General features: G+C 69.6%; 20 protein-coding genes and 1 pseudogene. 8 read left to right on the top strand and 13 right to left on the bottom strand.

All coding sequences use genetic code 11. From position 1 onward, the window contains the following. Positions 1–48: 48 nt before the first annotated feature. The 4 genes and pseudogenes from ABFB10_RS02930 to ABFB10_RS02915 form a co-directional block, all read right to left on the bottom strand. Complete coding sequence (locus tag ABFB10_RS02930; RefSeq protein WP_347167919.1) at positions 49–705, bottom strand: glycosyltransferase; 657 nt, start codon at positions 703–705, stop codon at positions 49–51. A 69-nt stretch (positions 706–774) separates the two neighbouring features. Further along, positions 775–1,289, bottom strand: a pseudogene (locus ABFB10_RS02925) (glycosyltransferase); the annotation flags it as partial. 127 nt (positions 1,290–1,416) lie between these two features. Then, positions 1,417–2,055 (bottom strand): LuxR C-terminal-related transcriptional regulator, encoded by a 639-nt coding sequence (locus ABFB10_RS02920; protein WP_347165312.1) that lies wholly within the window; start codon positions 2,053–2,055, stop codon positions 1,417–1,419. A 151-nt stretch (positions 2,056–2,206) separates the two neighbouring features. Further along, entirely contained in the window at positions 2,207–4,237 is a 2,031-nt protein-coding gene (locus ABFB10_RS02915; protein WP_347165311.1) for a hybrid sensor histidine kinase/response regulator, read from the bottom strand. Between the two features lie 242 nt (positions 4,238–4,479). Between ABFB10_RS02915 and ABFB10_RS02910 the strand changes: the two genes are divergently transcribed. The 6 genes from ABFB10_RS02910 to ABFB10_RS02885 all read left to right on the top strand — a co-directional run bounded on the left by ABFB10_RS02910 (position 4,480) and on the right by ABFB10_RS02885 (position 10,997). Beyond that, positions 4,480–6,219, top strand: a complete 1,740-nt coding sequence (locus tag ABFB10_RS02910; protein WP_347165310.1) for a BapA prefix-like domain-containing protein — start codon at positions 4,480–4,482, stop codon at positions 6,217–6,219. Positions 6,220–6,438: 219 nt separating this feature from the next. Further along, a complete protein-coding gene (locus ABFB10_RS02905; RefSeq protein WP_347165309.1) occupies positions 6,439–6,657 on the top strand; it encodes a BapA prefix-like domain-containing protein in 219 nt (72 codons plus the stop codon). 22 nt (positions 6,658–6,679) lie between these two features. Further along, positions 6,680–9,682 (top strand): hypothetical protein, encoded by a 3,003-nt coding sequence (locus ABFB10_RS02900; RefSeq protein ID WP_347165308.1) that lies wholly within the window; start codon positions 6,680–6,682, stop codon positions 9,680–9,682. Positions 9,683–9,787: 105 nt separating this feature from the next. Further along, positions 9,788–9,961: a hypothetical protein gene (locus tag ABFB10_RS02895; RefSeq protein WP_347165307.1), complete on the top strand. Its 174-nt coding sequence runs from the start codon at positions 9,788–9,790 to the stop codon at positions 9,959–9,961. Next, positions 9,919–10,800, top strand: a complete 882-nt coding sequence (locus ABFB10_RS02890) for a response regulator (protein WP_347167918.1) — start codon at positions 9,919–9,921, stop codon at positions 10,798–10,800. Before ABFB10_RS02895 ends, ABFB10_RS02890 begins: the two co-directional genes overlap by 43 nt. After that, positions 10,791–10,997, top strand: a complete 207-nt coding sequence (locus ABFB10_RS02885) for a hypothetical protein (RefSeq protein ID WP_347165306.1) — start codon at positions 10,791–10,793, stop codon at positions 10,995–10,997. The genes ABFB10_RS02890 and ABFB10_RS02885 overlap by 10 nt, the downstream gene beginning before the upstream one ends. 526 nt (positions 10,998–11,523) lie before the next feature. Here ABFB10_RS02885 and ABFB10_RS02880 read toward each other — a convergent pair. Continuing rightward, positions 11,524–12,666: an alpha-D-ribose 1-methylphosphonate 5-triphosphate diphosphatase gene (locus tag ABFB10_RS02880; RefSeq protein WP_347167917.1), complete on the bottom strand. Its 1,143-nt coding sequence runs from the start codon at positions 12,664–12,666 to the stop codon at positions 11,524–11,526. 49 nt (positions 12,667–12,715) lie between these two features. Between ABFB10_RS02880 and ABFB10_RS02875 the strand changes: the two genes are divergently transcribed. Continuing rightward, entirely contained in the window at positions 12,716–13,240 is a 525-nt protein-coding gene (locus tag ABFB10_RS02875) for a DUF1045 domain-containing protein (protein WP_347165305.1), read from the top strand. A 129-nt stretch (positions 13,241–13,369) separates the two neighbouring features. Here the strand turns inward: ABFB10_RS02875 and phnN are convergent, their stop codons facing one another. The 8 genes from phnN to phnG form a co-directional block, all read right to left on the bottom strand. Next, complete coding sequence (gene phnN / locus ABFB10_RS02870) at positions 13,370–13,909, bottom strand: phosphonate metabolism protein/1,5-bisphosphokinase (PRPP-forming) PhnN (RefSeq protein ID WP_347165304.1); 540 nt, start codon at positions 13,907–13,909, stop codon at positions 13,370–13,372. Between the two features lie 5 nt (positions 13,910–13,914). Continuing rightward, positions 13,915–14,598 (bottom strand): phosphonate C-P lyase system protein PhnL, encoded by a 684-nt coding sequence (gene phnL, locus ABFB10_RS02865; protein WP_347165303.1) that lies wholly within the window; start codon positions 14,596–14,598, stop codon positions 13,915–13,917. 365 nt (positions 14,599–14,963) lie between these two features. Further along, complete coding sequence (gene phnK, locus ABFB10_RS02860) at positions 14,964–15,734, bottom strand: phosphonate C-P lyase system protein PhnK (RefSeq protein ID WP_347165302.1); 771 nt, start codon at positions 15,732–15,734, stop codon at positions 14,964–14,966. A gap of 37 nt (positions 15,735–15,771) precedes the next feature. Next, positions 15,772–16,641, bottom strand: coding sequence for an alpha-D-ribose 1-methylphosphonate 5-phosphate C-P-lyase PhnJ (locus tag ABFB10_RS02855; RefSeq protein ID WP_347165300.1), 870 nt, complete (start codon positions 16,639–16,641; stop codon positions 15,772–15,774). Then, positions 16,638–17,237, bottom strand: coding sequence for an HAD family hydrolase (locus tag ABFB10_RS02850; RefSeq protein WP_347165299.1), 600 nt, complete (start codon positions 17,235–17,237; stop codon positions 16,638–16,640). The genes ABFB10_RS02855 and ABFB10_RS02850 overlap by 4 nt, the downstream gene beginning before the upstream one ends. Further along, positions 17,234–18,334: a carbon-phosphorus lyase complex subunit gene (locus ABFB10_RS02845; RefSeq protein ID WP_347165298.1), complete on the bottom strand. Its 1,101-nt coding sequence runs from the start codon at positions 18,332–18,334 to the stop codon at positions 17,234–17,236. Before ABFB10_RS02845 ends, ABFB10_RS02850 begins: the two co-directional genes overlap by 4 nt. Next, positions 18,334–18,903 carry a phosphonate C-P lyase system protein PhnH gene (gene phnH / locus ABFB10_RS02840; RefSeq protein ID WP_347165296.1) on the bottom strand — a complete coding sequence of 190 codons (570 nt, stop codon included), beginning with the start codon at positions 18,901–18,903 and terminating at the stop codon, positions 18,334–18,336. Before phnH ends, ABFB10_RS02845 begins: the two co-directional genes overlap by 1 nt. Further along, on the bottom strand, positions 18,903–19,358 hold the full coding sequence (phnG, locus tag ABFB10_RS02835) for a phosphonate C-P lyase system protein PhnG (RefSeq protein ID WP_347165295.1): 456 nt from the start codon (positions 19,356–19,358) through the stop codon (positions 18,903–18,905). Before phnG ends, phnH begins: the two co-directional genes overlap by 1 nt. Positions 19,359–19,460: 102 nt before the next feature. On the opposite strand from phnG, the gene phnF reads away from it, so the two are divergent. Further along, positions 19,461–20,174, top strand: coding sequence for a phosphonate metabolism transcriptional regulator PhnF (phnF, locus tag ABFB10_RS02830; RefSeq protein ID WP_347165294.1), 714 nt, complete (start codon positions 19,461–19,463; stop codon positions 20,172–20,174). Positions 20,175–20,510 lie beyond the last annotated feature (336 nt).

The raw sequence follows: 20,510 nt of genomic DNA, 5'->3' as shown, positions 1-20,510 counted from the left end.
CGCTGCGTGAAAAGTCGGGCGACAAGACGCAGGCCATCGGCCTCAGCTTCACGACCCGTTTCTAAGCCGCGCCTGCCGCCGGTCCATGGCGAGGCGGAACAGGTTCAGATAGCGCGGCGCGACCGCCTGAAGGCTGTAGAGCAGCCGCGCCCGGGCGCAGGCGGACTGCCCGTAGCGCAGGCGCCGTTCGGGGTCCTGCGCCGGGGCGGTGATCTCGTCGATCCAGGCTTCGTCATCGTCGGGCAGGAGGCGCCCGTTCACGTCGTCCTGGATCAGTTCGGCGGGGTAACCGCGATCCGGTGCCAGCACGCAGCCACCGCGCCCGAGGATCTCGACCAGGCCCCAGTTCGCGACGCCGAAGCGCAGCGGATAAAGGAAGATGTCGATGCCGGAGAGTTTCTCGACAAAGGCCTCGTAGGGCAGCTTCCCCGGAAAGGCGATCACCTCTGCGGCGCGCGGATAGACCTTCAGCAGGTGATCGCGGAAGCTGGCGACCTCGCCGCCGTACTTGCGCTGCACCCACTGCTGTTCGTAGCCGTAGGTGCTGCCCTCGCTGCCGCCGAGGGCGACGAAGTTCGCCTTCAGCCCGCGTTCCACCAGTTTGTCCACCAGCCGCACATAGGTGTCGAAGCCCTTGGCATTCGACAGGTCGCGGGCGGAAAAGCCGATGGTCAGCGGCGCCGAGGCCGCTTTGGGCTCGGGCATCGTCATGGCTTCGAAGGCAAAGCCTTCCAGCTGCACTTCGATGTTGGATTGCAGGGGCTCGGGGAACATGGCCTTTGCATGATGGCTGGGACAGATCACCAGATCGCTGCGCAGCGCCTGATGAAAGTTCAGCATCTCGGTGTTGCGGTCGACCATGCGCTGCGACTGGTCCGGCGGGAAGGCGGGATCCCAGCCATGCGCCCGGAAGCTGGGAAACTCGATATAGCTGACGATGGCCGCGTCGATCTCGTCATAAAGAAAATGTGGCGCCCCCAGAGCGAATGGCTGAGCACCACGTCGATTTTCTTGTGCTTCTGGAACTGCTGCAGTGCCGACAGCAGGCCCCGCCCGAGATGGGCAGAGCGCTCCAGCTTGGCGGTGTAGTAGTAGCGCTGCTTGCCGGTCACCGGGCCATCGGGGCGGAAGCCCAGGATGTGCTTGCCGCGATGCGCGTTCCCGGCCTGATGGCCCGGCGTGGTCAGGAAGTAGGTTTCCGCCAGTCCCGCCGCGCGCAAGTAGTCGCAAAGCCCGCCGAACTGGCCGGGGTAGACGGCCCCGGCAAAGACGATCACTGGTTTGGCCATGGCCCGATCTCTCCGCTTTCGATCCATCGAAGGGGCGCGCCGGGCGCCCGTCCTGCCGGTCTAGGGCAAAACGGTCGCGACTTACATACTTTCGGCGGTGATTTCTCGACTTACGGCGGGGTCGGGGTCAGATCAGGTTCATTTCCCGGGCGGCGATCACCGCCTGCGTGCGGTTGTTGGCCCCCAGCTTGGTGCAGACCGACTTCACGTGCATCTTCACCGTCGCTTCCTTGAGGCCGAGTGCAGTGCCGATATCGCGGTTCGACTTGCCCTCGGACAATTCCGCCAGAACGTCCATCTCGCGCTCGGACAGGGGCACGGTTGCCATGTCGCGGGGCACCACGCGCCTGCATTCGATCAGATCGACCGGGATGTAGCGTTCGCCCGCCGCCATGAAGCGCACCTCGTTGTAGAAGCTGCGCAGCGAGGTCGTCTTCAGCACGAAGCCCGCGCCGCCCATGTCCAGCACCTCGGGGACCAGATGGGCCGGCGGGTTGCTGGTCAGCAGGGCGACGGGCTTGCCGTCGTTGCGCTCGATGGCTTTGCGCAGGCCTGCGGTGCCGTTCATGCCGGGCATGTTCAGGTCGACAAGGACGAGATCGAAGGCACCTTCACGGTCGATGATGTCGAGGGCCGTGTCCAGATCGGGGGCCGTCATGGCCGTCACGTCGGGCACGCCCGAAATGAACTGCTGGAACATCTCCAGGACCATCGCGTGATCGTCGGCGATCAGGATCCTGATCGGGGTGACTTCTTCTGATACCATCTCTTTACCTTCGCACTCTGCAGCATCCGGCTTGCCGAATCCGCCTGCTGCGGGAGCATAGCATGCCGGATGCCTCACCTTTCGTCACGTAGGTAGATTAAATTCGGCGAAGTCACGTTTGTTCCGGGGGCGATACCGGCAGAACCTTGCGTCAACCGATCGCCGGATCCGCGCCAAGGGCGGCAATTGCCTGCGTGGTGCGGGTCAGGGCGTCGGTCACGCGGGCCATTTCGGCGGACAAATCGGGCTTGCCTGCCTTCACCGCGTCTTCCAGCAGGCGCATGCTGCTGTCGAGCCCGGCCAGCCCGGTCAGCCCGCAGGCCCCGGTGGCGGCATGCAGCATGCAATCCGTCTGGTCGGTGACGCCATGGGCCTTCAGGCTGACGATCGCGGCGCTTGCCTCTGCCAGCGCGCGCGACATGTACCGGCGCGCGCCGTCCGCCCCCAGCCCGGCCACCAGTTCCGTCACCACCGAGTCGCTGAGGACCGCGTCCGGTGCCGGGCGGGGCGGTCTGCCCGGCCCTTTGCGCGTGGCGGCGGCCCGGGGGCGGGGCGGGGTGCGGATGTCCGGATCGAGCGCGTCGCGGATCGCATGGCACAGGGGGTCGGGACGAATCGGCTTTTCCAGAACGCTCTGCATCCCGGCCTTCAGACAGGCGGCGCGGATGCTGTCCTCGATATGGGCCGTCAGGCCGACGATGCGCGGGGCGGGGGTGATGGCACCCGAGGCGATGCCCGCAGCGATCCGTTGCGCCAGTTCGACGCCGCTCATTTGCGGCAGGGTCACGTCGGACAGCACAAGGTCGAACCGGGTGTCCGCGCGATGTTCAAGAAGCGCCAGCGCCGCGGCGCCGCTGCCGGCCACCTGCACCGCTGCCCCGGCGGCCCGCAACACATGGCTGAGCCAGGCCTGACTGGCGGGGCTGTCCTCGACCACCAGCAGAGAGGCGCCCTTCAGCAGGCCGTCGATCTCTTGCGGGGCCTCCTGTTCAAAGGTGGTGTCGGCAAGCTCCGCGGCGGGCAAAGAGAAGACCGCGCGCAGGATGGTGCCGACGACCGCGCCGCCCTCGGTGCCGACCGGGGTGCCGTCGACACCGCGATCCAATATGTCCAGATGCCCGCCAAGCTGGGTGAGCGCATGGGCCAGCACATTCATGCCCCCCGAGGGCCGGTCCTGCGCCGGGGGCGGGGCCGGGGTCGCGCCGCCCGCCTGTCCCAGCGCCTGCCGCAGCCGCTCTTTCTGCGCCCGGGGCAGGCCGCCGCCCATGTCCCGGACCTCCAGCGTGATCTGCAGCCGCCGGTCTGTGTCAGAGAGCTCCTCGATATCGGACCCCAGCCGGGCGGTGGTCAGAATGACCTCGATCGCCTCGCCGCCGTGTTTCACGGCATTGTCGACCATGTTCTGGGACAGCGCGCGGACAAAGCGCACCGGGCCGGTCACGCAGGTCTCGGCCTCGGGCGGCAGGCTCAGCGACAGGGCGGCACCGCGCTGCTCGGCCAGGGGGCGGATGACATCGGTCATCTGCCGCAGTTCCTGCGCGATCGAGAAGGCTTCGTCCGGTCGGGCCGCGGCGCCGCTTTGCTCTCCACGGATCACCGCAAGCACGTTGCTGATGTGATCCAGCGACAATTCCGCCGCCCGTTTCAGGCGCTCCAGCCCCTCTTGGTTGTGTTCCTTGTTCAGCACCAGCGTTTCCGCGCTGGCCAGCAGCGATTGTATCGGCGTTCTGAGGTCATGGGTGACGCGCAGCAGGGTCGCGGCCCGCGCGCGGTTGCGCAGCCATAGCGCCTCGCCATCGGTCTCGGAAAGCCGCAGGTAAAACCCCGCCGCCGGACCAAGCGGCAACAGGACCAGTTCGCCTTCCAGCGAGAGGTCGTCGACGGTGATCGAGACCGGGGCGCTGCCGGCGCGCTTCGCGACCGTGCAGCGTTCGGTCCAGTTCATGCGGTCCCGCAGGGTGCGTTCGACGCCAAGCCGCTTGGCGGGGCCGTTGGCCAGCAGGACCTCGCCCGCTTCGTTGGCCAGCAGAACCGCCCTGCGGTCCGAGGCGATCAGGCGCGCCAGCATCTGGATCATGGGCCGATAAGAGGCGCTGGTCGCCTCCGGGGTCGCCGGGGCGGCCTGATCCAAGACCGGGGAAGCGCTGGCCGGGACCGCTTCGCCTTTGTCTGTCGTGCTCAAGCCTGTGCCTCCGCGCCTGCTGAAGGGGGCGCACGACCGTGACGACCCGCCGCGGCGGTTCGCCCGACCCTGCGGCCACCGCCATCGGGTAGCGTCGAACTGCCGCCATGTACAGGGAAATATCTGCGAGGGCATCCGATTGACACTTCATTATCCGATAGTATGGTTCAATACATACAAAAGATAACGTGCGCGACGGACCTGGGCCGCCGCCAGATCTCAGCTGAACAGGAAACGATACGATGGCAAATACTGTACTTGCGGTAGGACCGGCGCAGGCTGTCACACTCCCGGTCAATGCCGGGGACGTCTCACGCTATCTGCGCGCGGGCCAGGATCTGGTTGTCGAGACCTCCTCTGGCGACACGATTCGCGTGACGGGCTTCTACGCCCCGACGGCGGGCGGCGAGGTTCACCGGCTGCTGTTCGCGGATGGCACATACACCGGCGTTTCGGGGGAAGAGGGGCCGGAAGAGGGTGAGGCCGGTCTGGGCTTTGCCATCCCGGACGATGCGGTCGCGGGGATTGGCGCCGCGATCGCCGGGCTCGGCCTTGCCGCCTCCAGCGGGAGCGGATCCGACGATGATGACGATCCGACCGACCCGACCGATGGCACCGATCCGACCGATGGCACCGACCCGACTGATGGCACCGATCCGACTGATGGCACCGACCCGACCGACGGCACCGACCCGACCGACGGCACCGACCCGACCGATGGCACCGATCCGACCGACGGGACCGATCCGACCGACGGCACCGATCCGACCGATGGCACCGATCCGACCGATGGCACCGATCCGACCGATGGCACCGACCCGACCGACGGCACCGACCCGACCGATGGCACCGACCCGACCGATGGTTCTGCCGGTTTGCTGGACCCCATCCTCTCGGATGACGGTCTGCTTGGTCCGGTGACCGGCAACGACGGCCTTCTGGGCGATATCACCGGCTCGGACGGCCTGCTTGGCGACCTCATCGGTGACGATGGCCTGCTGGGAGAAGTGACCGGCTCGGACGGCCTGTTGGGCGACCTGCTGGGCACCGGCCTGCTGGGTGACGGCGGCGAAGGTGGCCTGCTGGGCGGGCTTCTGGACCCGGTAAGCGGCCTCACGGACGCGGTGACGGGACTCGTCGGCGGTGACGGCGGCCTGCTCGACCCGGTGCTGTCCGATGGTGGTCTGCTCGGGCCGGTGACCGGCAACAATGGCCTGCTGGGAGACATCACCGGCTCGGACGGCCTGCTGGGCAGCCTTCTGGGCAATGGCGGCCTGCTGGGCGACGTGACCGGGTCGGAGGGCCTTTTGGGGGGGCTGCTGGGCACCGGTCTGCTGGGTGACGGCGGCGAAGGCGGCCTGCTGGACGAGGTGCTGGAGCCGGTGGACGGTCTCACGGACGCGGTGACGGATCTCCTCGGCGGCGAGGGCGGCCTGCTCGATCCCGTCGTGGCGGATGACGGTCTGCTTGGCCCGGTGACCGGCAGCGAGGGCCTTCTGGGTGACGTCACCGGGTCCGATGGCCTGCTGGGTGCGGTGGTCGGCGACGAGGGCCTGCTGGGCGACGTGACCGGGTCCGACGGTCTTGCGGGGGATCTGCTGGGCACCGGTCTGCTGGGTGACGGCGGCGAAGGCGGCTTGCTGGACGAGGTGCTGGAACCGGTGGGCGGCCTCACGGATGCGGTGACGGATCTTCTCGGCGGCGAGGGCGGCCTGCTCGATCCCGTCGTGGCAGATGACGGTCTGCTTGGCGCGGTGACCGGCAACGAGGGCCTTCTGGGTGACGTCACCGGTTCCGATGGCCTGCTGGGCGCGGTGGTCGGCGACGACGGTCTGCTCGGCGACGTGACCGGGTCCGACGGTCTTGCGGGGGATCTGCTGGGCACCGGTCTGCTGGGTGACGGCGGCGCCGGTGGCCTGCTGGGCACGCTGCTGCCCGACGACCTGCTGGGCGGCCTTGTCCCGTCCGAAGATCAGGCCTGACCGGAGTTTTCCCGCGGGCGCCCCGGCTTCGGGCGCCCGCGGGACTGGCCGGTCGGGCCCTGCGCGCAGGGCAAGGCGCAGGCCGCGACCAAAGAAAACGCGATGAACGCTCTCGTTTAGGTTGACGATACATACTTTAGAGTGTTCAGTGAAAACTAAAGATGATTAGCAAACTTTTGCATGGGCGCTCGCGCGCCTTCTGGGACAGAGGAATGAACGATGGCTGACCGCGTGATCCAGGCCGGATCTGAGATTGCAATCCGCATTGATGCGAATCGCACCGATATTTCGCGTTTCGTCCGGCAGGGTGACGATCTGATCGTCGAGTTGCGCAACGGCGACCGTATTATCGTGGAGGGCTATCACGTCCCCCACGAGAGCGGTTCCCTGCACAGTCTGGTCTTCGGGGATCTCGCCGGAGGTCGAGGAGGACAGTGAGCAGGCTGCTGCGGGTCTCGGCATGACCATGGAAGACCAGGCGGCGCTGGCTGCAGCTGGCCTGAGCGGCCCGGGTCTGGCTCTGAGCGGCGGCGGGGGCGGCAGCGACGACGACGACCCGACCGACCCGACGGATGGCACGGATCCGACCGACGGCACCGATCCGACTGACGGCACCGATCCGACTGACGGCACCGATCCGACCGACGGCACCGACCCGACCGACGGCACCGATCCGACCGACGGCACCGATCCGACCGACGGAACCGATCCGACCGACGGCACCGATCCGACCGACGGCACCGACCCGACCGATGGCACGGACCCGACCGACGGCACCGATCCCACCGACGGCACCGACCCGACCGACGGCACCGACCCGACCGACGGCACCGACCCGACCGACGGCACCGATCCGACCGATGGCACCGATCCGACCGACGGCACCGACCCGACCGACGGCACCGATCCGACCGATGGCACCGATCCGACCGACGGCACAGACCCGACCGACGGGACCGATCCGACCGACGGCACCGATCCGACCGACGGCACTGACCCGACCGACGGGACCGATCCGACCGATGGCACCGACCCGACCGATGGCACCGATCCGACCGACGGCACCGATCCGACCGACGGCACGGACCCGACCGATGGCACCGACCCGACCGACGGCACCGATCCGACCGATGGCACCGATCCGACCGACGGCACCGATCCCACCGACGGGACCGATCCGACTGACGGGACCGATCCGACCGACGGCACCGATCCGACCGACGGCACCGACCCGACCGACGGCACCGACCCGACCGACGGCACCGATCCGACCGATGGCACCGACCCGACCGACGGCACGGACCCGACTGACGGGACCGATCCGACCGACGGCACCGACCCGACCGACGGGACCGATCCGACCGACGGCACGGACCCGACTGACGGGACCGATCCGACCGATGGCACCGACCCGACCGATGGCACCGATCCGACCGACGGCACGGACCCGACCGACGGCACCGATCCGACCGACGGCACGGACCCGACCGATGCCGCCAGCAATCAGGGCCTCCTCGATCCGATCATCGGCGACGAAGGGCTTCTCGGAGACCTGACCGGCAACGATGGCCTGCTTGGCGACATCACCGGCTCGGATGGTCTGCTTGGGGACCTCGTGGGCAGCGACGGCGTGCTTGGTGACCTCGGCGAGGGGCTGCTCGGCCAACCCATCCTCGGAGACGGAACCGTTGACCCGGATATCGGGCTTCTGGACGGCGTGGTTTCCGACGACGGCCTTCTGGGCGATCTGACCGGCAACGACGGCCTGCTTGGCGACATCACCGGCTCCGAGGGGCTGCTGGGCGACCTGGTCGGCAACGACGGCCTTCTGGGCGGCATCACCGGAAGCGACGGCCTGGTGGGTGGCCTGACGGGCACCGGCCTGCTGGGTGACACCGGCGAGGGCGGCTCCGATGGCGGTGGCCTGCTCGACGGTCTGCTGGGTGAAGACGGCCTCGTGGGCGGTCTGCTCGGCGGCGAAGACGGCGGTCTGCTGGACGGCGTGCTGGGTGAGGACGGCCTCGTGGGCGGTCTGCTCGGCGGCGAAGGCGGCGGTCTGCTGGACGGCGTGCTGGGTGAAGACGGCCTCGTGGGCGGTCTGCTCGGCGGCGAAGAAGGCGGACTGCTGGACGGCGTGCTGGGTGAGGACGGCCTTGTGGGCGGTGTGCTCGGCGGCGAAGGCGGCGGTCTGCTCGACGGCGTGCTGGGTGAGGACGGCCTCGTGGGCGGTCTGCTCGGCGGCGAAGGCGGCGGTCTGCTGGACGGCGTGCTGGGTGAAGACGGCCTCGTGGGCGGTCTGCTCGGCGGCGAAGAAGGCGGACTGCTGGACGGCGTGCTGGGTGAGGACGGCCTTGTGGGCGGTGTGCTCGGCGGCGAAGGCGGCGGTCTGCTGGACGGCGTGCTGGGTGAAGACGGCCTCGTGGGCGGTCTGCTCGGCGGCGAAGAAGGCGGACTGCTGGACGGCGTGCTGGGTGAGGACGGCCTCGTGGGCGGTGTGCTCGGCGGCGAAGGCGGCGGTCTGCTGGACGGCGTGCTGGGTGAGGACGGCCTCGTGGGCGGTGTGCTCGGCGGCGAAGACGGCGGTCTGCTGGACGGCGTTCTGGGTGAGGACGGCCTTGTGGGCGGTCTGCTCGGCGGCGACGGCGGCGGTCTGCTGGACGGCGTTCTGGGTGAGGACGGCCTCGTGGGCGGTCTGCTTGGCGGCGAAGACGGCGGTCTGCTGGACGGCGTGCTGGGTGAGGACGGCCTCGTGGGTGGTCTGCTCGGTGGCGAAGACGGCGGTCTGCTGGACGGCGTGCTGGGTGAGGACGGCCTCGTGGGTGGTCTGCTCGGCGGCGACGGCGGTGGCCTGCTGGACGGCGTTCTGGGTGAGGACGGCCTCGTGGGCGGTCTGCTCGGTGGCGAAGGCGGTGGCCTGCTCGACGGCGTGCTGGGTGAGGACGGCCTTGTGGGCGGTGTGCTCGGCGGCGAAGGCGGCGGTCTGCTGGACGGCGTGCTGGGTGAGGACGGCCTCGTGGGCGGTCTGCTTGGCGGCGAAGGCGGCGGTCTGCTCGACGGCGTTCTGGGTGAGGACGGCCTCGTGGGCGGTCTGCTTGGCGGCGAAGACGGCGGTCTGCTGGACGGCGTGCTGGGTGAGGACGGTCTTGTGGGCGGCGTGCTCGGCGGCGAAGACGGCGGTCTGCTGGACGGCGTGCTGGGTGAGGACGGCCTCGTGGGCGGTCTGCTCGGCGGCGAAGACGGCGGTCTGCTCGACGGCGTGCTGGGCGACGACGGCCTCGTGGGCGGTCTGCTCGGCGGCGAAGGCGGCGGTCTGCTGGACGGCGTGCTGGGTGAGGACGGCCTCGTGGGCGGTCTGCTCGGTGGCGACGGCGGCGGTCTGACCGACGGCCTGCTGGGCGACGATGGCCTTGTGGGCGGTCTGCTTGGCGGGCTGACAGGCAACGGTTCCGAAGACGTCGTCTAATCCACTCACGGACAAGGAACCCCTACCTGCTCCATACCCCCAGGCGGGGCAGGTCTCCGGACAGGGCGAAAATACCCGCCCTGTCCGGAATAAGGAAAAGAGAATTTGAGCCAACAGGAGCTGGACGTGAAAATTCTTGCAGTAGACGACAGTCCCATTTCCCGCGACTTGCTGCCTGTATTGTTTTCCAGTTCCGGTTTTCCCCCCTTCATGTCGCTGAAAGCGGAGCCGCCGCCCTGGCGATCCTCGGCAACGGCGACCAGCAGTTCGACTGCCTGATCCTCGATGTCGAAATGCCTGGCATGGACGGCATCGAGCTGTGCAGCCGTGTCCGGCAACTGGCCCGCTACCGCGATGTTCCGATCATCATGCTGACGGCGCGCGACGATGCCCAGACCATCGAAACCGCCTTCGCCGCGGGTGCCAACGACTACATCCTGAAATCCGCGGCGGCCAAGGAGCTGGTCGGTCGGGTGCACGTCGCCCAACGCATGCTGCACCGCAACGCGTGCCAGGTGCTGTCGAGCAAGGAGCTGGCAAAGGGCGCGGCGACGCCGCTGTCGCGCAGCGGCAAGCACAGCTTTGCCCTGGCGGACAGCCTTCTGGTCGAGGGCGTGGACAGGCTGATCCTGCCGTTCTCGCTGGGCAACTACCTGACCCAGCTGCCTACCGCGGCCCTGACGGGCACCCGCATCTTCGGGGTCCAGATCGAGGACCCGGTCCGCCACTACCATGACAACACGACCCGAAACTTCGCAACCATCCTGGCCCGGGTCGCCAGGGGCATTTGCGCCACCGTCGAGACGGACCGGCTGCTGATGTCCTACGTCGGCGGCGGCGCGTTCTATTGCATCGCGCGCGACATCGCCGGCGAGCAGCCGCAAGACTTCGAAGCGGGCATCAACCGCTATCTCGAAACCTGCGCCTCGGCGAGCGTCCTTGCGGCGCTGCAATCGGTCAGTGTCTGCGTCAGCGCCCTGGTGGTTCCCAGCGCCCGCCGCGGGCAGCGGGTGCGTGTTTCCTTCGATCGTGTGAAGGACCGCGTAAACGCTCGGGTAAGGATGGATGGCGTAGAGTGCCAACCGGATATGGAAAGGGAGAGGACAGCATGGCAGTGATTTCATTCATGGTCGGCAGCGTGGTTGCCCTTGTGGCCGCCAGTCTCTGTTGGGCCTTCTCGGAAATGGGGCTTGGCGGGGCTCTGATGGTCTACCTCGGGGGCGGGACGGTTCTGGGAACCCTCTTGACGCTGCTCGGCAGCGGCCTGTTCAGCGACCCGGCCAATCCTTTCGAACTGGCTTCGGATCGGAACTGAACCCTGACATGTCGGGCCGGTGAGGATCCCGCGTCCCGGACAAAAGGGCCGGGTGGCGGCGGTTGCGCGGCGATGCCAGCCGCGACCTGGGCGCGCGGTGCCGGGCTTTTACCCCTGCAAGGCCTGAGGGCCGATCTGCCGCAAGGCCGGAACCGGCCATGGCCACTTCCAGGCGCTTCGACATTCGACCTGCCGCGCGGGATGCACGGTCGCGGCGGTGACGGTCCCGCCCGTCAAGCGGGACAGGCTGATCGTGCCGGATCGGTGCCCGGTGCCCGGTGGCGGCGGACGAGCCATCAAGGTCGATTTCCCAAGACGTCGACGGCGCTGCGTTGCGGGCGCCCAAACCACGACGGGCCCCGGCCATTTCCGGCTGTTGGGCAGCTGTCACCGCGCCTTCCTGCGCCGGTTGTGGCAGCGCCAAAGCGCTTTCGCATGACGCTGCCATTCCCTTGGGCGCCGCAGGCGCGCCGCTTCGGGTCAGGACAGGCCACCCGCAGCGGCCCGTCCTGTGACCCCGTCCGCCTCAGGCCACGCGGGCGCCCCGGCTCCATGCGCCGCGCAGGATCGGGGCGGCGCCGCGGCGGCTGACCCGCAGCAGATCGGCGCGCAGCCCCGGTTCCAGCCGGCCACGGTCGGACAGGCCGGCGACGCGGGCCGGGGTGCCGGTGACGCAGGCCACCGCGCGGGGCAGGTCGTCCCACAGCTCTGCCAGCCGGAAGGCCGACAACAGCAGCGCCGCCGGAACGTAGTCCGAGGACACGATGTCCAGCAAACCCGCCTGCGCCAGTTCCGCTGCCGCGACATTGCCGGAATGCGAGCCGCCCCGGATCAGGTTCGGCGCGCCCATCATCACCGCGATGCCCGCCTCCCGGCAGGCCTGCGCCGCCTCCAGCGTCGTCGGAAACTCGGCAAAGCCGACGCCGATCTCGGCCGAGCGGGCGACCTGTTCCGCCGTGGTGTCGTCGTGGCTGGCAAGGACCGCGCCAAGCCGCCGCGCCTCGGTCACGGCGCCGGCCTCGTGGGCCGCCCCGTAGCGCGCCTGCATCAGCTTCAGGTTGGCGACATGCTCGGCGAACTCGACGTCGTTCATGTTGCGTTTCTTGGCCTGATAGATCCGCAGGGCGGTCAGGTCGCGGAACTGGCGCTGACCGGGCGTGTGATCCATCAGCGAAACAAGGCCGACGCGATCCTCGGGCCCGAAGTCCGCCAGTTCCTGCAACAGCGTCTCGGAACAGATCTCGGCGCGCAGGTGGATGAAATGGCTGATCTTCAGGTCGCCGGCGGCGCGGGCCTCCAGCAGTTCCGTCGCCAGCTTGCGGGCATAGGGATCGTAGCGCCCCTTGCCGGTGCCAAGCGTGGACCCGACCCGCAGCGCGTCGAAGACCGTGGTGATCCCGGTCGAGGCCAGTTCCGCGTCATGCGCCAGAAGCGCGGGCAGATGCGGCCAGTCGACCTCGGGGCGGGGTTCGAGGTGACGCTCGACATTGTCGGTGTGCAGCTCGACCAGCCCCGGCATCACCAGGTCGCCGCGGCAGTCGATGGCGCCCTTCGGCGCGGCGCCCGTGGTGATCGCCGCGATCACGCCGTTTTCGACGACAAGGTGGCCGTCGATCACGCGGTCCGGCAGGACCAGTTGCGCATTGGCGAGGCAGAGGCTTTCTGCCATGAGGGCGTCACGGTCCTCGGGTAGAACGTCGGGAGAGAAAGGGGAGTTCATGTCATACGCTCGCTTTGCAGTCTATTATTTGCCGCCCGAGGGCGCGCTGTCCAGCTTCGGCGCCCGCTGGCTGGGCTGGGATGTCCTGACCGGCAGGGCGGCGCCGCACTGGCCCGAGCCGGGGCTGGAGGCGGTGACGCAGACGCCCCGGAAATACGGCTTTCACGCCACGCTGAAGCCGCCCTTCCGGCTGGCAGAGGGGCAGACACCCGAGGCGCTGGACAAGGCGGTCGCGGCCATGGCGGCGCGCTGTGCGCCCGCCCCGGCAGAGGGGCTCGAGGTCGCGCGGCTCGGCAGCTTTCTGGCGCTGGTCCCGCAGGGTGACACCGCGCAGATCGCGCGGATCGCCGCAACCTGCGTCGAGGCGCTGGACGAATTCCGCGCGCCTGCCACCGAGGCAGAGCTGGCCCGCCGCCGCGCCGCCCGGCTGACGCCTGAACAGGAGGCGCTGCTGTCGCGCTGGGGCTATCCCTACGTGATGCAGGCCTTCCGCTTTCACATGACGCTGACCGGCTCGACTTGACCCGCAGGACCGTGCGGCCTGGCAGGACAGCGTCGCCCGGCACCTGCCGCCGCTGCCGCAGCCCTTCGTGCTGGACCAGGTGGCGCTGGTCGGGGAACGCGCCGATGGCCGGTTCGAGCTGGTCCACCGCTACCCCCTCACCGGCTGAAGGGCCTGAAGGGCCCGGGCCACGGTTTCGGGCAGCGGGCCGTCGTTCGACACGGTAACCGCCGGCACCCCCTCGGGCAGGGCGAAGGGGGCGCGCGCCAGGCGCCGTGCGATCTCTTCGGGGGTCTCGCGGTTGCGGGCCGACAGCCGCGCCGCCAGCGTCTCCGGCCGCGCCGTCAGATGCAGCACGGTCAGGCGGGGAAAGACCGCCTGCGCCTCTGGCAAGACCGCGCGGGACAGGTTGGCCAGCCGGTCCTGACCGGACTGGACCTGCGTCAGGGTGTCCTGCGGGATTCCGTAGCGCAGCCCATGCGCCTCCCAGTGCAGGCAGAAGGCCCCGGCGGCGCGGCGCGCCTCGAAGGCCTCGACCGAGACGGCCTCGCAGTCCTCGCCACCCGCCCCGGGCGCCCGGGTGATCACCCGGCGCACCGGCAGCAGCCCGGGGCAGGCGGCGCAAAGCGCCTCCATCACGCTGTCCTTGCCGACGCCGGAGGGCCCGACCACGGCGATCAGCCGCCCCATGCCCATCACGCCGCCCGCGCCGGGGTGAACCCGGTCACGTCGATTTCGCGGTCGCAGACCCGGTCGCGGGCCTCGGCGTCGTGAAAGATGCCGACAACCGCCGCGCCGCGCGCCTTGGCCGCCTCGATCAGCTCCAGCACCACGGCGCGGTTGGTGGCGTCCAGACTCGCGGTCGGCTCGTCCAGCAAGAGCGCCGGGTAAGGATGTGCAAAGCCGCGCGCGATATTGACCCGCTGCTGTTCGCCGCCGGAAAAGGTCGTGGGCGACAGGTCCCAAAGCCGCTCGGGGATATTCAGGCGGGCCAGCAGGCCGCGGGCCTGTGCCTCGGCCTCCGGCTCGGCCACACCCAGCGCCCGCAAGGGGTCCGCCACCACCTGCAGCGTCGGCACACGCGGCACCACGCGCAGGAACTGGCTGACGTAGCCCAGCACCTCGCGGCGCAGCGCGATGATCTCGCGCGGCTCGGCCTCGACCAGGTCGACATCCCCGATCCGGATCGACCCCGAGGCCGCCCGGTAGTTGCCGTAAAGCATGCGCATCAGCGTCGATTTCCCGGCCCCCGAGGCGCCGGTCAGCGCCACGCATTCGCCGGGCTGCACCGTAAACGACGCCCCCTGCATCACCCGGATCACCGCGCCGCCCTGATTGTGCAGCACGAACTGCTTCGACACGTCCTTGACTTCGATCATCGCACCGCCTCGCATTTTGCAGCCTCTGGCCCTTTGGCCGCCGACCCGCCGGGCCGCCCCGCAGCGCCCAGCGGCGCGGACGAAGGGACCCGGGGCATCGCCCCTTTCCGTGTTTCTTCTTGGTCCAAATACCTCAAAACGACATCTCCATCCTGCAAGCCGGTTGCAAAGAGGCGCCGACCGGCCTCCACCCGGCAGTGCGGGCCGGTCCCGGGGGCCGGCGCCTGCCGGTCCCTGCCGCGCCCCGGTCCGGGGCGTCGCGGCGCGCCGGAGCACGGCAGGCCTTCCCGGCCTTGCCCCGGCGTGGATCGCCGGTCTTTGCCCCGCCGCGCTTCTTTTCTGTCCAGATAGGTCACGGCGGCACCTCAGACCTGCAGGACGCTGGAAACCAGCAGCTGCGTATAGCCGTGCTGCGGATCGTCCAGCACCTGGTCGGTCAGCCCCTGTTCCACCACGCGGCCCGATTTCATCACCATCAGCCGGTCCGCCAGCAGCCGCACCACGGCCAGGTCGTGGGTCACGATCACCGCCGAAAGCCCCATGTCGCGCACCAGACCGCGCAGCAGGTCCAGCAGGCGCGCCTGCACCGAGACATCCAGCCCGCCGGTGGGTTCGTCCATGAAGACCAGCCGCGGACCGGTCACCAGGTTGCGCGCGATCTGCAGCCGTTGCTGCATGCCGCCGGAAAAGGTCGAGGGCCGGTCGTCGATGCGCTTGGGCGCGATCTCCACCCGGTCCAGCCAGTCCAGCGCCGTCTCGCGGATCTCGCCGTAGTGGCGGGCGCCCACGGCCATCAGGCGCTCGCCCACGTTGCCGCCGGCACTGACGCCCATGCGCAGGCCGTCGCGGGCATGCTGGTGCACAAAGGCCCAGTCGGTGCGCCCCAGCATCCGCCGCTCTGCCTCCGGCATCGCCAGCACGTCGCGCGGCCCCTCGGCGCGGGTGTCGAAGATCACGCGCCCGGTGTCCGGCGCCAGATGCCCGGCCAAGCAGCCCAGCAGCGTCGACTTGCCCGAGCCGCTTTCGCCGACGATGCCCATCACCTCACCGGGGTAGAGGTCGAAGGACACATCTGTACAGCCGATATGGGCGCCGTAGCGTTTCTCGACGCTTTCGACCTTCAGCAAGGGTGTCATGGCTGGTCTCCTTCCATGGCGGTGGCCGGCTGCGGGCTCATGCCGCCTCCGTCCCGCGGTGTCCGGCCTCGCGGCGGCTTTCGCAATAATCGGTGTCCGAGCACAGGAACAGCCGCCCGCCCGCGTCATCCACGATGACCTCGTCGAGATAGCTGTCCTCGGCCCCGCAGAGCCCGCAGGGCCGGTCGGGTTTCGAGGCTTCGAAGGGGTGGTCCTCGAAATCGAGGCTTTCGACCCGGGTATAGGGCGGCAGGGCGTAGATCCGCTGTTCGCGTCCGGCGCCGAACAGCTGTATCGCCGGGCAGTCCGACAGCTTGGGGTTGTCGAAGCGCGGGATCGGCGAGGGGTCCATGACATAGCGCCCCTCGACCCGCACCGGGTAGGCGTAGGAGGTGGCGATATGCCCGTGCCGCGCGATGTCCTCGTAGAGCTTCACATGCATCAGCCCGTATTCCTCCAGCGCGTGCATGCGCCGGGTTTCGGTCTCGCGCGGTTCGAGAAAGCGCAGGGGCTCGGGGATCGGCACCTGGTAGACCAGGATCTGCCCCTCGGTCAGCGGCGCCTCGGGGATGCGGTGGCGGGTCTGGATCACCGAGGCCTCGGCGGTCCGGGTGCTCACCGCCACCTCCGCCGTGCGGCGGAAGAAGCTGCGGATCGAGACCGCGTTGGTGGTGTCGTCGGCGCCCTGGTCGATCACCTTCAGCACGTCCTCGGGCCGCAGCACGGCGGCGGTGACCTGCACGCCGCCGGTGCCCCAGCCGTAGGGCATGGGCATCTCGCGGCTGGCGAAGGGCACCTGGTAGCCCGGCACCGCCAGCGCCTTGAGGATCGCGCGGCGGATCATCCGTTTTGTCTGTTCGTCGAGATAGGCGAAGTTATAGGCCGTCTCGGGTGCGATCTGGTTCACAGCAACCCCCTGTCCGTCAGTCCGGCTTGCAGGGCGTCGGCCCCGGTAAAGTGAATGGCATCCATGCCGATGCCGCGCGCGGCATCGCAGTTGTCGCGCTTGTCGTCGATGAAGACGCAGGCCTCTGGCGCAACGCCCGCGCGCGCGCAGAACAGGCGGTAGATGGCCGGGTCCGGCTTGATCAGCCCGACCGCGCCCGACACCACCAGCGTGTCGAAGATCTCGGCCAGCCGCGGGTGCACCTTCAGCCCCTCGGGCCATGTCTCCAGCGACCAGTTGGTGATGGCGTGCAGCGGCACGTTCCGGGCGATCAGCCGGTCGACCAGATCCCATGTGCCGGGCACCCGGTCGGGCACGGTCATGGCGTAGCGCGGCACGTATTGCTTCAGCCGCGTCCGGTCCCCGGGATCGTCCAGCGCCTCGGCCAGATCCTCGAAGCGCGCGCCCCGGTCGGCCCGCAGGTTGAGCGCGCCGAAGTCGATGCGCTGCATGAAGGCGTCAATGGCGGCGCGGTCCATGTCCTGTGCCCAGGCCAGATGCGGCTGCCAGTCCACCAGGACGTTGCCGATGTCGAAGACGACCTGTGTCGGGGTCATTCCGCCGCCTCCTGCCGGGTGTCGCTCTGCGCGGCGCTGGCCTCGGCGCGCAGCCTGCGCACCAGCTCCAGTTCGGCCTGGAAGTCGACGTAATGCGGCAGCTTGATGTGTTCCAGAAAGCCCGTCGCCTGCACGTTGTCGCCATGCGGCAGCACGAATTCCGCGTCCTGCGCCGGGGCGCCGCTGTCGTCCTCGCCCAGCTCTTCCCAGCGCAGCGCGCGGTCGACCAGCGCCATCGAGATCGCCTTGCGTTCGGTCTGGCCGAAGACAAGGCCGTAGCCCCGGGTGAATTGCGGCGGTTCGGTCTTCGAGCCGGTGAACTGGTTGACGGTCTCGCATTCGGTCAGCACGACCTCTCCGATCTCGACCGCGAAGCCCAGCTCGGGGATCTCGACCTCGACCGGCACGGTGCCGATGCGCAGTTCCGCGACAAAGGCGTGGTTGCGCCCGTAGCCGCGCTGGGTGGAATAGGCCATGCCAAGGGTAAAGCCCTCGTCGGCCCGGGTCAGCGCCTGCAGGCGCAGGGCGCGCGCGGCGGGCAGCTCCAGCGGTTCGCGGGTCAGGTCGGGCGGCGGGGAATCGTCGTGCGGGGCGTCCTCGATCAGCCCCTCGCGGTCGAGAAAGCCCATGACATGCGGTTTCGGGGCCATGTCCCCGTCGCCACCCGCCGGGGCCAGTGGCGGCTCGCCCTCGGCGGCGAGGGCGAAGTCCAGCAGGCGGTGCGTGTAATCGAAGGTCGGCCCCAGAACCTGCCCGCCCGGCAGGTCCTTGAAGGTGGCCGAGATGCGCCGGTCGCAGGCCATGCCGCCGGTATCGACCGGGGCGGTGGCGCCGAAGCGCGGCAGGGTGGTGCGATAGGCGCGGATCAGGAAGATCGCCTCGATCAGGTCGCCGCGCGCCTGCTTGATCGCCAGCGCGGCGAGGTCGGGATCGTAGAGCGAGCCCTCGGCCATGACCCGGTTGACCGCCAGCGTCATCTGTTCACGGATCTGCGCGAGGCTCAGCTCGGGCACCGCCCTGTCGCCCCGGCGTTCCTCGGCCAGCCAGGCATGGGCGTTCTCGATGGCGCGTTCGCCTCCTTTGACGGCGACATACATCAGGCTTCTCCAATCCGGGTGCTGCGGGGCAGGGCCGCAAGGTGGTCGCCGCAGGTCAGCAGGAAGTCCAGCCCCAACGGGGCGCGGGCGGCGTTGGCCTGCAGGGCCGGGACGTCGGGCAGCGACAGGAAGGCCGCCTCGCGGATGCCCGGCCCGGTAAGGCGGGCGCCCTCGGCGCGCAGATCGCTGCATTCGACGATCAGCGTGGCCGAGCGGTCGGGGTAGTCGGCGCTGCCGATGGGGTAGGCCTGCAGCGGCAGCAGCGCCTGCCAGGGACCGATGGCAAAGGCGCATTGCGCCGGGCCGGTCAGCGGTGCGCCGCAGTGGAAGGCGATCCAGGCGCGGGTTTCCGGCGTGTCCGCCTCTCCGGCCAGGTAGAGCGGCGTGTCGCCGTCACAAAGCGTCAGCAGCGCCGCGCCTGCGGCGGCCGAGAGCGGCGCCGGGGGGCGGGCCCCGGTGACCGCGTGGATCGTTCCGGGGCGGGCCATGGCCTCCATCGTTGCGCGAAAGGCGCGGGCGGCGTCGTGGGCGGGGGCGGCGAAGCCGCCGCCAAGGGTGTCTGCCTGCATCAGTCGTCTCCGCGCTGGAGGGTGAAGAAATCGACCCGCGTGGCCGCGGCCTTCTCGGCGCGCGCGCTGCGGCGGGCCTCGGCTTCGGTTTCCAGCGGGGCCAGCACCGCCGCGCGGGTGCGCTCGGCCTGTTCGGTCATCATCATGGCGTCGACCAGTGCGGCGGCCTCGGCATCGGCCTTGCGGCGGCCCCCGATCCAGGCGTGGCCCGCCGTGCCGTCCGCAAGCCGCAACGCGCAGCGGGTCACGGTCATCTCGCCGGCATTGAACGGCGCGCCGCTGCCGCCGATCCGGCCACGCAGCATGACGCTGCCCACCTCCGGCGCCCGCAGCCAGGCAAAGTCGGGCCGCGCGCCAAGCCCGTCCAACAGGGCGGCCACCCGGCCAGCGGGCGCCTTGGCAAGCAGGCCCATCCACGCGCGGCGGTCTGGGGTCTGGTCTTCGGTCCGGATCATCTCGACACCTTCGGCAATTCCTATACAACTAGACTTATTCTAGCAGATTCGCGGGCGCGGCCCAGCGGAGACTTGTGAAATTTCGGTGACGGAGGGCGTGCCATGGCCCGCAAGACAACCCCGGTCTGGCAGGCGATCGCCCGCGACCTGCGCACGGATATCGCCGAGGGGCGCTACGCGACCGGGGCGAAGCTGCCGACCGAGGCGGCGCTGGCGGCGCGTTTCGGGGTGAACCGCCACACCGTCCGCCACGCGCTGTCCGCGCTGGTCGAGGCGGGGCTGGTGCGCACCCGGCGTGGTTCGGGCGCCTTCGTCACGGCGCGGCCCGCCGACTATCCCATCGGGCGCCGCGTCAGCTTTACCCAGAACCTGCGCCGTGCCGGGCGCCTGCCGGGGCGGCGGCTGCTGTCGACCGAAGAGCGCGCCGCCACGCAGGACGAGGCCGAGGCCCTGGCCATTGCGCCGGGCGCGCCGGTGCTGGCCTCGCACAGCGTCTCGCTGGCGGACGGGGCGCCGGTGGCGCTGGCCGAAGCGCTCTACCCGCTGGAGCGGCTGCCGGGGATCGCCGGGGCGCTGGCCGAGGGGCACGGCGTGACATGGGCCTTCGCGGCGCTGGGGATAAAGGACTATACCCGCGCCTCGACCCGCATCACCGCCGTGGCGGCGGGGGCGATGCAGGCGCTGCATCTGCAGGTGTCAGAGGGGGCGCCGCTGCTCTGGACCCGCAGCGTGAACGTCGATGCCGCTGGCGTGCCGGTGGAATTCGGCACGACATGGTGGGCGGGCGACCGCATCGCGCTGACCCCGGAGGATTAGGCGCCCCTGCGGCGCCCCGGGGTCTCATCGAAACGCGCCGCCGCCGGCCTGCGACGGGAAGGCGCTTTGCAGGGTAGGGGCAGGTGTGCGGAGCGGGGCAAGCGCCTTCCGCGCGCCGGGACCCCTGTGCGGTGGGGCGGGGTAGCAAGATGGCCCGCAAGGCGAAAGCGCTTTTGACGGAACGAGACGGGAGCGGGCGGAGTGCGAAGCGCTTTCCGTTGCCCTCCTGTGAATGCGTTTGCCCCACGCGGGCTGGGTAAGCGCTTTTGAGAGCGTGCGGCGGGGGCAGGCGGGGTGTGTAAAGCGCTTTCGGTGCCGCTGCTGGCGTGGCGTTTG

Origin of the sequence: Ponticoccus litoralis (genome assembly GCF_039769985.1) — a bacterium.
GTDB classification, from domain to species: domain Bacteria; phylum Pseudomonadota; class Alphaproteobacteria; order Rhodobacterales; family Rhodobacteraceae; genus Ponticoccus; species Ponticoccus litoralis.
This window is presented reverse-complemented; position numbering and strand designations above follow the sequence as displayed.

Bases quoted from the DNA above. Each gene is read 5' to 3' on its own strand.
- phnG (WP_347165295.1), bottom strand. From the start codon at position 19,358: ATGATCCGGACCGAAGACCAGACCCCAGACCGCCGCGCGTGGATGGGC.
- ABFB10_RS02930 (WP_347167919.1), bottom strand. From the start codon at position 705: ATGCCCGAGCCCAAAGCGGCCTCGGCGCCGCTGACCATCGGCTTTTCC.
- ABFB10_RS02910 (WP_347165310.1), top strand. From the start codon at position 4,480: ATGGCAAATACTGTACTTGCGGTAGGACCGGCGCAGGCTGTCACACTC.
- phnL (WP_347165303.1), bottom strand. From the start codon at position 14,598: ATGATCGAAGTCAAGGACGTGTCGAAGCAGTTCGTGCTGCACAATCAG.
- phnF (WP_347165294.1), top strand. From the start codon at position 19,461: ATGGCCCGCAAGACAACCCCGGTCTGGCAGGCGATCGCCCGCGACCTG.
- phnK (WP_347165302.1), bottom strand. From the start codon at position 15,734: ATGACACCCTTGCTGAAGGTCGAAAGCGTCGAGAAACGCTACGGCGCC.
- phnN (WP_347165304.1), bottom strand. From the start codon at position 13,909: ATGGGGCGGCTGATCGCCGTGGTCGGGCCCTCCGGCGTCGGCAAGGAC.
- ABFB10_RS02875 (WP_347165305.1), top strand. From the start codon at position 12,716: ATGTCATACGCTCGCTTTGCAGTCTATTATTTGCCGCCCGAGGGCGCG.
- phnH (WP_347165296.1), bottom strand. From the start codon at position 18,903: ATGCAGGCAGACACCCTTGGCGGCGGCTTCGCCGCCCCCGCCCACGAC.
- ABFB10_RS02880 (WP_347167917.1), bottom strand. From the start codon at position 12,666: ATGGCAGAAAGCCTCTGCCTCGCCAATGCGCAACTGGTCCTGCCGGAC.
- ABFB10_RS02920 (WP_347165312.1), bottom strand. From the start codon at position 2,055: ATGGTATCAGAAGAAGTCACCCCGATCAGGATCCTGATCGCCGACGAT.
- ABFB10_RS02905 (WP_347165309.1), top strand. From the start codon at position 6,439: ATGGCTGACCGCGTGATCCAGGCCGGATCTGAGATTGCAATCCGCATT.
- ABFB10_RS02845 (WP_347165298.1), bottom strand. From the start codon at position 18,334: ATGTATGTCGCCGTCAAAGGAGGCGAACGCGCCATCGAGAACGCCCAT.
- ABFB10_RS02900 (WP_347165308.1), top strand. From the start codon at position 6,680: ATGACCATGGAAGACCAGGCGGCGCTGGCTGCAGCTGGCCTGAGCGGC.
- ABFB10_RS02850 (WP_347165299.1), bottom strand. From the start codon at position 17,237: ATGACCCCGACACAGGTCGTCTTCGACATCGGCAACGTCCTGGTGGAC.
- ABFB10_RS02885 (WP_347165306.1), top strand. From the start codon at position 10,791: ATGGCAGTGATTTCATTCATGGTCGGCAGCGTGGTTGCCCTTGTGGCC.